Here is a 10,748-nt window from a genome sequence, read left to right as displayed (position 1 = left end):
AGTTACTTCCGTGACTTAGGGGAATGTGCAAGAAAGTCACGAAAGTAACTTCCGCGCCATAGTGGATAGGAGAAAGCAATGCGTGAGAGACAAGGCAGTGCCTGGTCTCTACAGGTTACCATTCCAGTTCCACCATCATCGCCACTTCTGCTACTTTTCCCAGTTCCAGTCTTTCCTGAGCGCACCTCGCTTTTGGCCCTAGACAGACATAGGCTAAGGGAGACAGACTTCACAGGCCGAAAGGGCAGTGCGAGAGGGGAAGACAGGGCCTCGCGGCCGTGAGCGCTTACCAGAAAAGATGAAACAACAAAGCATAAGGGCACCGCATCAACCACCCGCCACGCCAGCGACAGCGAAACTGCATGCACCAAAAAATCAAATCCTATTGTAAGTAGCCATCCCGCCAAGCGGCGAAACCGCTTGAATCAGCAGATGAAAGTTTAAGGCTTTCGCCTCACGGATTCGTAAACTTCCGGACATTTTAGGTCCAAGTTGAAAACTTGAACCATGTGTCACCACCCACTCGTCAACACATCCGCCAGGTGCAGCACTTTGATGGGTTTGTTCTGTTTCTTGCTGTAAGCCTCCAAATGCATAAGGCAACTGGTGTCCGTGGAGACAATGTACTCCGCACCGGTGCTCAGGGCATTCTCTACTTTTTGTTCGGCCATGGCCACGGAGATGGATTCAAATTTAGCGGCGAAGGTGCCGCCGAAGCCGCAGCAGGTTTCGGTGTCGCGCATTTCGGTGAGTTGCAGGCCTTCCACCATTTCAAGCAGGCGGCGCGGGCCTTCTTTGATTCCGCATTCGCGCAGGGCGCTGCAGGAATCATGATAAGTGACTTTGGCGTTGAGGCGGGCGCCGGGGATTTGTTTTATCTGCAGCACATCGGTCAGGAACTCAGATAATTCCAGGACTTTGCGCTCCATGGCGCGGTACCGCACAAAGTTGGAGGAAGTCATGAACATGTTGGAGTACGCATTCCGGATCATGCCCACGCAGGAGGCCGAAGGAGCCACAATGTAGTCGCTGTCTTCATTGGAGAAATCCTCCAGGAATTTATCGGCTACAGAGCGGCATTCCTGCTGGAAACCGGCGTTGTAGGCGGGCTGTCCGCAACAGGTCTGGTCTGTGTTGTAGCGCACCGTGCACCCCAAAGATTCTAACAGTTTCACCATGTTCCAGGCCGTCTGCGGAAACAACTGGTCTATGAAACAGGGAATAAAGATATCAACTACCGGCTGTTGCATCTGGTTTAAAGCGAATGGAAAACGTGGGTGGCCTGGGTTAAGGAACGGGAAAGCGCATCCTGGTTCAGGTTCAAAGGTACGCCTTTCTCCTGTAAATAGGAGAGCATTTTCTCAGTGGGCATGTTGCCTACCAGCTCATCTTTGGCCATGGGGCAGCCGCCGTAGCCCAGCAAAGCACCGTCCATTCGTCGGCAGCCACTCGCATACGCGGCTTCCACTTTTTCGCGCCAGGTGCTGGGACTGGTGTGCAGATGCGCCCCGAATTCTATATGCGGAAACGCCGGAATCAAGGTAGAAAACAGGTCCTGGATGGTACCCGGATTGGAAACCCCGATGGTATCTGACAACGAGATAATCTTGATGCCCATGCCATCCAGTTGTTGCGTCATCTCCCCTGCCAAGGCTGGCTCCCACGCCTCACCGTACGGATTCCCGAAGCCCATGGAAAGGTACAGCACCAGTTCTTTATCATGCTTCAGGCAAAGCTCTTGCATCTGCGCCACTTCAAGTAAAGCTTCAGCAATGCTCTTGCTGGTGTTCCTTTGCTGGAACTCCTCAGACAAAGACAGGGGAAACCCGATGTACCGGATCACGTCATGCGCTACGGCTTGCTTCGCCCCGCGCACATTGGCCACAATAGCGAGTAATTTAGTCTGAGAAACGGAGGTATCCAGTTGGGCCAGCACCTCGGCGGTGTCCCGCATCTGCGGAATAGCTTTGGGCGACACGAACGACCCGAAATCAAGGGAATCAAAGCCAACCTCCAGCAGAGTCTGCAGATACTGCACCTTTTGAGGGGTAGGAACGAACTCGGTTAAGCCCTGCATGGCATCTCTGGGGCACTCAATTATCTTCATGTGTTTTGATTTATGGCTGTTCTACCTTCCGGCGGCAGCGCTTTTCGTATGGTTCTATCTATACGGACACTTTTTAATTTTTCGTTTCGGCGCTGCCGATGAAAACGTTGCTAGAACCAAATCAACTCTACGCCATGCCCGCCAACCACGCCGCACTTTTTGAACAAGACCCGGTTCTGTACCAGTTGGTGCTTCAAGCTCCCGCTCTACAGGAAACTACTGCCACCAGACCCATTTACGAAGCCTTACTCAGTTCCGTCATTTCCCAGCAGTTGAGTGTGAAAGCGGCGGCGACCATCAAGGCCCGGTTTCTGGCCCTTTTTCCAGAAAACTACCCAGAACCAAAGATAGTGCTTTTGCTGGCACCCGAAGAAATGCGGGCCGTGGGATTGTCCCGCCAGAAAATAAGCTACCTCCAGCAAATCGCTGAACACAAAGCCGCCGGAAAACTGGAAGACGCACAGTTGGCGCATTTACCAGACGAAGAATTGATTGCACAACTGGTACAGATAAAAGGAATAGGACGCTGGACCGCCGAGATGATTCTCATGTTCGCCCTGCACCGGCCAGACGTGATGCCGGTAGATGATCTGGGTATTTACAACGCCATGAAACGCCTCTACCCCTTAGAGGAAACCCATAAAGCAGCCAAAGCGAAGATGCTGTCTCTCTCTGAACTTTGGAAACCACACCGCACCCTCGCCTGCCGTTACCTCTGGCAATCGTTGGATAATGCACCAGTATAAAGTCCTGAGTTCTGAGTCTTGAGTTCTGAGTTTAAGGAGGTACCGATTTAGCTTACATAATGTATAACATTGTCATTCTGAAAGGACCTTGTGGGCGAACGGCAGTAGCGTTCCATCAAAGCTATTTTAGTTCGCCCACAAGGTCCTTTCAGGAAGATAGCAAGAAATAGGTAATACAGAGTTAGACACTCATCTTGCCTCCTTTACTTATGTGTTTTGGACTACTTTCAGAAAACCAGCCTTCAAACGCTTACCGCACTTTCTGGCGCTTGACTAAATAAGCTTGCAGTACTTTGTCTATGGGTTCGCGCAGGTCCACGGAGACCAGGTCGATGCGGTATTGGCCGCAGCGCAGTTTTAACTCATTTTTGAACTGTTGCATGGCTTTCACATAGTCCTCCCTAATCTCTGCCGGCTGTACTTTTATCTTTTCGCCGTTCTCCAGACTATGGAACATGTAGGGCTTGTCGGGGAAATGGAACTCTTCCTCGGTCTCGGCGTGGGTGAGATGGAACAAAAGCACTTCGTGTTGCTGGTGGCGCAGGTGTTGCAGGGCCAGAAATATCTCGTCCAGTTGGTCGTACTGGCTAAGTAAATCGCTGAAGAGAATCACTAGCGAGCGTTTGGGCAACTGCTGGGCAATTTGGTGCAGCATGGAGGCGACGCGGGTTTCCTTTTGCGGCGGCGCGGGTTTCTGCAATTGTTGTTGCAGGCCTAATAATAAGGTATGCAGATGCGCTCCGGTAGACTTGATGGGTGTCTGCAGTTCAATCTGGTCAGAGAAGGTGGTGAGTCCCACGGCATCGCGCTGTTTTTGCAGCAGGGTGGCCAGCGCGGCGGCGCTCAAAACGGCATAAGAAAGCTTGCCGTAGTTGTGCGTAGGGTAATACATGGAGCCAGATACGTCCAAAATGAGTTGGCACCGCAGGTTGGTTTCCTCTTCATACCGCTTCACAAACAGTTTCTCGGTACGGGCAAAGACTTTCCAGTCCATGTGCCGCGTGCTCTCACCGGAATTGTATAGCCGGTGCTCCGAAAACTCGACTGAAAACCCGTGGTACGGCGATTTGTGCAAACCCGTGATAAACCCCTCTACCATTCGCTTGGCCAGAAACTCCAGGTTCTGGATGTGGCGCACACTGTCTAAATCAACGGCTATTCTGCTCATGTGGCTTCGTTTGCTTTTTTCTGGAGGGCGAGGGCGGTTTCTTTGTCTAGTTGCGTGAGTTTCACCTTACCAGATCCTGCCCCAATGATGCCCAGTTGGCGGGCCGCGCTCTTGGAAACGTCAATCACATAACGGGATTTGCGGCTCATGCGGTCATTTATTCTGACTATCACTTTGCGGCCATTCTCCATATTATGCACTTCTACATACGAGTGGAGCGGCAAGGTAGCATGGGCGGCGGTCATCTCTTCTGGGTTGTACCGTTCGCCGCTGGTGGTTTTCTGGCCCACGTGGGTCTTGGCGTAATAGGTGGCATTTCCTTTCTGGGGCACGGTTTGGGCAAACGCCAGCCAAGGCAGCAGGCAGAGGAAGAGACAAAATAGTTTTATTCTCATGTAGGTTTGTTCTTTACAAACATTAGCACATTGTAATTTAACTATTAAAATTAACCTTAAAAATTTTTAGATATGAATCTCTTCCTTTAAATTGGCTACTTCAAATTAATAAGGAACCTTCAAGTTATGGTGGAAGAGAACAACGACAAAGCAGAAATCTACTCGCAGAGAGTAAGGGCAGGAAAGCGCACCTATTTCTTTGATGTGAAGTCAACCCGCTCCAATGATTATTATCTGACAATCACTGAGAGCAAGCGGAAATTCAAGGACGACAATTACTCTTACGAGAAGCACAAGATTTTCTTGTACAAAGAAGACTTTGCCAAGTTCATGGAAGCGTTGCAGGATACGGTGAACCATGTGAAAGGTGAGTTATTGTCTGAAGAGGCACTGGCGGAACTTGAGCGCTTAGACCATGCGCCAGCAGAAGCTGCGGTGGACGAAGAGCTTAAGTGGGAATAACCTCCCGTTTTTAACTCCCCCAAGCTCATGCCTCGCGTGAGCTTTTTTTATGCCCTTTCCTTTCCTGTTTTGCGGCTGCTTTTAGTAAAACGGCCCTCAAACGTTCCCACACTCCGTAAATACTTAGAGCAGAAAATCAGCTTGTTTTCTCTTCGGCTAAAGCCGATGTTTCCAAGCGATTTTTGGTGAAATAGACCAAAACAGGCGCTTCTCTTCCGCAAACTTCACACATCCACTTCAGGTAGGTACAACCGCTGGCACTTGTCGCAGAAATAGCAAGACCGCGGGGGCTTCCCTAACTTCTCCTTCAGGAAAGGAATCTGATCGCGGGGACAGATTCTTTTGGTATAGGCCTGCCAGTTTCGCTTAGCGGTTCCTTCTCGTATCCAGTCTAGGTATTCAAAACTTAGCTGTACACACGCTGAGAATAACCCTCTACGCTCCTGCTCGGGAATTTCTCCCACCAAACTTTCGGGGTGAATGCGACTTCTGAACAAAGCATCGTTCTTGATTCCGTTTCCAACCCCGGCTAAAATATCTTGATCCAGCAGCGCATCACAGATAAACCGATGAGGCTTATGCGCCAATTTTTCTAAAGCGCTTTCCACGTCAAAAGAAGGATTCATGACATCAGTCTTCCAGTTGTACAGGTCATCTAATGGCTCCTGAATAAACCGGATGTCACACGCATAAAAGTTGATCTCCCCTTCCTCAAAGACTAAACCTAATTGTAGCTCTCTATTGACGGTTCCGTTTAGGGCATACTTCCCGAAAAACATGAGGTGAACGCGCACCACAAAGCTTTGGAAGCATAGCAGCAACTCTTTCCCATAAGTCTTTATCTCAATTAATTCCTGATTTCTAAGTTGGGCAAAAGGATAATTCTGATCGCATCCTTCTGCCTTTACAACCCGCTGCTCAATGAACGGCTCGGCTTGCTCTTTCAGGAAAACTATTTCTGGACCTTCGGGCATGGGGTTGAATAAGGTATTTATCATAAAGTAAAGTTGCTGCTCGCGCTGCTATTAAAATACAGCCGGAGCGGCAACTTTACGGTAAAGCATTACAGCTGGTGGTTCCCGGCGAGTCTGGAGACTCGCTTCATCCAGAGGCACGAACTGGAGTCTCACGCCAGTTTTTTTCCAATATTTTTCCCGTACTTTAAACCTGTGAGGTCTTGGAGACCTCACAGGTTTTTGAGTCCGTTTTCCGGAAAACAGTCATGGAATGACGCTTTCCTTACCCGTTCAAGCTGCCCATTTGTGGGGCGGCATACCGTAACCCGGCGGCTACTCCTTTGGGGGCAATGGCTTCAATCTCCTCTAATTCATTTGTAGATATAGAAACCTGCACCGCGCCTACGTTTTCTTCCAGGTACTTTCTTCTCTTGGTGCCGGGAATGGGAATAATATCGTCACCTTGGGCCAGTAACCAGGCCAAAGCCAGTTGCGAAGCCGAGCAGCCTTTCTTGAAAGCCAGTTCTTCTATCTTCTTCACCAAGTCAAGGTTCTTCTGGAAATTCTCGCCCTGAAAACGGGGCGAGTGTTTTCTATAATCATCTTCGGGAATGTCTTCCAGAGTTTTGAATTGTCCTGTCAAAAAACCTCTTCCCAACGGACTGTAGGGCACAAAGCCAATTCCTAGTTCACGGCAGGCAGGCAGAATCTCATCTTCCACATCACGGCTCCAGAGCGAATATTCGGTTTGCAGGGCGCTGATGGGGTGCACGCTGTTGGCTTTTGCCAGGGTAGCGGCAGAGGCTTCTGACAACCCTAAGAACCGCACCTTTCCTTCTTTCACCAGTTCGGCCATAGCACCTACGGTTTCTTCAATGGGGGTTTGTTTGTCTACCCGGTGCTGGTAGTATAAGTCAATATGGTCAACGCCTAAGCGTTTCAGGCTGGCCTCACAGGCTTGCCGCACGTATTCGGGAGAGCCGTTGATGCCCATAAAGTTGCCTTGGGCGTCGCGCACGTTCCCGAACTTGGTGGCCAACACTACTTGGTCACGTCTGTCTTTGATGGCTTTGCCCACTAATTCCTCGTTGGCTCCTACGCCGTACATGTCGGCGGTGTCCAGGAAGTCAATGCCCAGATCCAGTGCGTGGTGAATGGTGGCAATTGATTCCTGGTCATCGCGGTTGCTGTAGAAGTCAGACATGCCCATGCACCCCAAGCCTAACGCTGACACGGATAATCCCTGGGTTCCTAATTTTCTTTTTTCCATAGGTGTATTCTCTTGATAAGATAAAGGCAGATTAAGCTTTTCTGTACGAGTCCTTCTTATTTGTGGCTGTTTTTCCAAAAAGAGGAGCTGAACGCAGGAGCTGAGTTGGCCTGCTTTCCCGCAAGCTTTTCTTTCATTTTCGGGGCATAAACTACCCTTCTTAATAGCTAATCTTGGCAAAGTATTTCTATATTCAAGACATCTACTAAACCACTTCCTATGGTCATAAAGAGACTCCTACAAATGACGGTGCTGGGCAGCGCCTTGTGTGCGTTACCGGCTACAAGCCAGGCACAGGGCACGCGCCTGCTGCGTCAACCTACCCTAAGTGCGAACCATATCGCCTTTGTGTATGCCAATGATATTTGGGTAGCCGAACGGCAGGGCAACAATACCAACCTGGGCTTCGCCCGAAGGCTTACCTCTGATGAAGGCGCTGAAACCAATCCGCATTTCTCACCAGACGGAAAATGGCTGGCGTTTACCGCGCAATATGATGGCAACACCGATGTGTACCTGGTGCCGGTGGAAGGCGGTCAACCGAAGCGTCTGACTTGGCACCCCGGTAATGATGATGTCACTGGCTGGACTCCCGATGGCAAATCGGTGCTGTTTGTCTCAGCTCGGAACGGGTATCCAACGGCTAATTCTAAGTTCTATACGGTTTCGGTAAACCAGGGCATGCCAGAAGCCTTGAAAATACCACAGGCGGCCAACGGTGAGTTGTCAGAAGACGGGCAGTTTGCGGCTTACCAGCCCATCACGTTCTGGGACCCGGAGTGGCGGAATTACCGCGGCGGGCAGGCGCAACCCATTTGGATTGTAGACCTGAAAACCTATTCTTTGCAGCAAACGCCTCAATTCAACAAAGAGCGGCATACCAGCCCGGTCTGGATGGACGGTATTGTGTACTTTTTATCTGAACGGGACTACGCCAATAACATTTGGTCTTATAACCCGCAGACCAAAGAAGTAAAGCAGCATACGTTCCATAAACAGTTTGACACCAAGAACCTGGATGCCGCCGCAGGCATGCTGGTGTATGAACAGGCGGGCTACCTGCATCTGCTCAATCCTAAAAAAAACGAAACTAAACAACTCACCATTGAAGTACGCGGTGACTTTGATTGGGCCCGTCCTCGGTGGGCAGACATCTCGCCCACGCAGCTAATCAATGCCTCTTTGAGTCCCGGCGGAAAGCGCGCTTTGTTTGAATCACGCGGCGAGGTGTTCACCGTGCCCAAAGAAGAAGGCGACTGGCGGAACATCTCCCACTCGCCGGGTGCCGCCGACCGCTACCCTACCTGGTCACCGGACGGTACCAAGATCGCCTGGTTCTCTGATGCTAGCGGCGAGTACCAACTCATGATTGGGGACCAGGAAGGCCTGACTAAACCGCGCAGCATCGCCATTCCCAATCCTACGTTCTTCTTCAAGCCGGAATGGTCGCCAAACAATAAATATATCGCCTTCACCGATACCGACTACAACCTATGGTACGTGGAGGTGGCATCGGGCAAAGTAAAGAAAGCCGATACCGAAGGCTATGCTCACCCGGACCGAACCTTGAACCCTGTGTGGTCACCAGACAGCAAGTGGCTGGCCTATACCCGCCTGCTGCAAAACCAGTTTAAGGTGGTGAAGGTGCACAACGTAGAAACAAACCAGAATTTCCAGCTCACCGATAAAATGGCCGATGCCCTTTCTCCGGTTTGGGACGAGAGCGGAAAATACCTGTACTTCCTGGCCAGCACCAACTATGGCCTGAACACCGGCTGGCTGGACATGAGCAGCTATGACCGTCCGGTTACCCGCAGTCTCTACATGATTGTGCTGTCCAAAGACACGCCCTCGCCGCTGCTGCCCCGCAGTGATGAAGAGCTGGCCCAAGCCGATGATACCCAACCGCAGAAGCCTTCCACCGGTTTACAGGATACGCCATCCCAAAACAGAAAGGCTGAACCCAGAACCAGAAGCGGCCAGAAAGGCGAAGCCAAAGTGGTGAAACCAACGGTACAGGTAAGAATTGATATGGATGGTCTTAGTCAGCGCATTATTCCTATCCAGATACCCGAGCGCAACTACTCAGGGTTACTTGCCGGGCCTGAGGGACAGGTCTTCTACCTGGAAACCGTACCTAACCAGGAAGGAGAAAACCTGCACAAGTACAGCCTCAAAGATGTGAAGTCTACCGAGTTCCTGACCAAGATCACAGACCCTTCCATCTCCTTTGATCGGAAGAATCTGCTGTACCGCAGCGGCAGTTCCTGGAGCATTGTTTCTACGGCGGCTGTTCCCAAAGCAGGCGAAGGCAAATTGAAACTCACCGACCTCAAGGTGAAAGTTGACCCGGCAGCGGAATGGAAGCAGATTTTTCGGGAAGGCTGGCGTTACCAGCGCGATTTTCTGTACGTGAACAACGTGCACGGCGCGCCTTGGAATAAAATCTATGAGTGGTATAGACCCTGGCTGGAACACGTACGCCACCGGTCAGAACTGCATTACTTGATTGACATTCTAGGCGGCGAAGTATCCGTAGGTCACTCCTACACTTCGGGCGGTGACTTCCCGGATGTGAAGCGCGTACCCGTAGGCTTGTTAGGAGCCGACTACGAAGTAGACAAAGGTTTGTACCGCATTGGCAAGATTTACAACGGCGAAGCCTGGAACCCAGACATGCGGGCTCCACTTCGGGCGCCAGGATTGAACATTAAACAAGGAGATTATATCCTGGAAGTGAACGGCGTGCCGGTAAAAGCCCCCGAGAACCTCTACAAGTTCTTTGAAGCCACCGCCGACCGCCAAACTGTGCTGCGCATCAACAGTAAACCAACATTGGAGGGCTCCCGCATGGTGACCGTAGTGCCGGTTCCCAGCGAAGCCAACCTGCGCCGGATTGCCTGGATTGAAGGTAACCGCCGGAAAGTAGACGAGCTCTCAGGCGGCAAGCTGGCGTACGTGTATGTGCCAAACACCGGGCAGGGCGGTTATACTTCCTTTAACCGGTATTACTTTGGCCAGCAGGACAAACAAGGCGCCATTATTGATGAACGCAACAACGGCGGAGGCTCGGCGGCTGATTACATGGTAGACATCATGGGCCGGGAACTGCACGGCTATTTCAACAGCAAAGTAGGTGACCACCGGCCTTTCACCACCCCTATGTCGGGTATCTGGGGACCAAAGGTGATGATTGTAAATGAAATGGCCGGTTCTGGCGGCGACTTGCTTCCGTTTCTGTTCCGGAAAATGGAAATCGGGCCAATAGTAGGTACTCGTACCTGGGGCGGTTTGGTAGGCACCTGGGACACCCCTCCTTTTATAGACGGTGGCCGCATGGTGGCACCCCGCGGCGGATTTGTGGATGCGAACGGGAACTGGGCCGTGGAAGGCGAAGGCGTTGCCCCAGACATTGAGGTGCTCAACAAACCTGCGGACGTGATTGCCGGAAAAGACCCGCAGCTGGAACGCGCCGTAGCCGAAGCTCTGGAACTTCTGAAAACAAAAGAGATAAAACTTAAGCCTGAACCGGCCGCCCCGGTTAGGTGGCGCCGACCGGAAGGTTGGGAGAAAGAAGCAGGTTCTTCCACTAAATAAGAGATGCAAAACAAAAAGCGGTTGTTCCATATAGAGCAGCCGCTTTT

At 51.2% G+C, this 10,748-nt stretch carries 9 protein-coding genes; 3 read left to right on the top strand and 6 right to left on the bottom strand.

The features are described 5' to 3' along the window. Positions 1-512: 512 nt before the first annotated feature. Positions 513-1,250, bottom strand: a complete 738-nt coding sequence (locus tag ACY0JR_RS15310) for a (Fe-S)-binding protein (RefSeq protein WP_462634989.1) — start codon at positions 1,248-1,250, stop codon at positions 513-515. A gap of 5 nt (positions 1,251-1,255) precedes the next feature. Continuing rightward, positions 1,256-2,107 (bottom strand): hydroxymethylglutaryl-CoA lyase, encoded by an 852-nt coding sequence (locus tag ACY0JR_RS15305; RefSeq protein WP_462634988.1) that lies wholly within the window; start codon positions 2,105-2,107, stop codon positions 1,256-1,258. 98 nt (positions 2,108-2,205) lie between these two features. Here ACY0JR_RS15305 and ACY0JR_RS15300 point away from each other — a divergent pair, with 98 nt between their 5' ends. Then, positions 2,206-2,853: a DNA-3-methyladenine glycosylase family protein gene (locus tag ACY0JR_RS15300; protein WP_462634987.1), complete on the top strand. Its 648-nt coding sequence runs from the start codon at positions 2,206-2,208 to the stop codon at positions 2,851-2,853. 250 nt (positions 2,854-3,103) lie between these two features. Here the strand turns inward: ACY0JR_RS15300 and ACY0JR_RS15295 are convergent, their stop codons facing one another. Both ACY0JR_RS15295 and ACY0JR_RS15290 read right to left on the bottom strand, forming a co-directional pair. After that, positions 3,104-4,021 carry a DUF58 domain-containing protein gene (locus tag ACY0JR_RS15295; RefSeq protein WP_462634986.1) on the bottom strand — a complete coding sequence of 306 codons (918 nt, stop codon included), beginning with the start codon at positions 4,019-4,021 and terminating at the stop codon, positions 3,104-3,106. Continuing rightward, a complete protein-coding gene (locus ACY0JR_RS15290) occupies positions 4,018-4,416 on the bottom strand; it encodes a septal ring lytic transglycosylase RlpA family protein (RefSeq protein WP_462634985.1) in 399 nt (132 codons plus the stop codon). Before ACY0JR_RS15290 ends, ACY0JR_RS15295 begins: the two co-directional genes overlap by 4 nt. A gap of 129 nt (positions 4,417-4,545) precedes the next feature. Between ACY0JR_RS15290 and ACY0JR_RS15285 the strand changes: the two genes are divergently transcribed. Further along, entirely contained in the window at positions 4,546-4,878 is a 333-nt protein-coding gene (locus ACY0JR_RS15285) for a DUF3276 family protein (protein ID WP_181306616.1), read from the top strand. A 224-nt stretch (positions 4,879-5,102) separates the two neighbouring features. Here the strand turns inward: ACY0JR_RS15285 and ACY0JR_RS15280 are convergent, their stop codons facing one another. Both ACY0JR_RS15280 and ACY0JR_RS15275 read right to left on the bottom strand, forming a co-directional pair. Then, complete coding sequence (locus ACY0JR_RS15280) at positions 5,103-5,876, bottom strand: DNA-formamidopyrimidine glycosylase family protein (protein ID WP_462634984.1); 774 nt, start codon at positions 5,874-5,876, stop codon at positions 5,103-5,105. A 241-nt stretch (positions 5,877-6,117) separates the two neighbouring features. Beyond that, entirely contained in the window at positions 6,118-7,104 is a 987-nt protein-coding gene (locus ACY0JR_RS15275) for an aldo/keto reductase (RefSeq protein ID WP_462634983.1), read from the bottom strand. Positions 7,105-7,323: 219 nt separating this feature from the next. Here ACY0JR_RS15275 and ACY0JR_RS15270 point away from each other — a divergent pair, with 219 nt between their 5' ends. Then, positions 7,324-10,701: a S41 family peptidase gene (locus tag ACY0JR_RS15270; RefSeq protein ID WP_462634982.1), complete on the top strand. Its 3,378-nt coding sequence runs from the start codon at positions 7,324-7,326 to the stop codon at positions 10,699-10,701. The last annotated feature ends 47 nt before the right edge of the window (positions 10,702-10,748 follow it).

It is taken from the genome of Rufibacter sp. JT3400010 (genome assembly GCF_054956755.1).
The sequence above is the reverse complement of the archived record's forward strand: the minus strand, read 5'-3'. Positions and strand labels throughout refer to the sequence as shown.

Excerpts from the sequence above, each read along its gene's own strand:
- ACY0JR_RS15300 (WP_462634987.1), top strand. The coding sequence starts at position 2,206 with ATGAAAACGTTGCTAGAACCAAATCAACTCTACGCCATGCCCGCCAAC.
- ACY0JR_RS15295 (WP_462634986.1), bottom strand. The coding sequence starts at position 4,021 with ATGAGCAGAATAGCCGTTGATTTAGACAGTGTGCGCCACATCCAGAAC.
- ACY0JR_RS15290 (WP_462634985.1), bottom strand. The coding sequence starts at position 4,416 with ATGAGAATAAAACTATTTTGTCTCTTCCTCTGCCTGCTGCCTTGGCTG.
- ACY0JR_RS15280 (WP_462634984.1), bottom strand. The coding sequence starts at position 5,876 with ATGATAAATACCTTATTCAACCCCATGCCCGAAGGTCCAGAAATAGTT.
- ACY0JR_RS15270 (WP_462634982.1), top strand. The coding sequence starts at position 7,324 with ATGGTCATAAAGAGACTCCTACAAATGACGGTGCTGGGCAGCGCCTTG.
- ACY0JR_RS15305 (WP_462634988.1), bottom strand. The coding sequence starts at position 2,107 with ATGAAGATAATTGAGTGCCCCAGAGATGCCATGCAGGGCTTAACCGAG.
- ACY0JR_RS15310 (WP_462634989.1), bottom strand. The coding sequence starts at position 1,250 with ATGCAACAGCCGGTAGTTGATATCTTTATTCCCTGTTTCATAGACCAG.
- ACY0JR_RS15275 (WP_462634983.1), bottom strand. The coding sequence starts at position 7,104 with ATGGAAAAAAGAAAATTAGGAACCCAGGGATTATCCGTGTCAGCGTTA.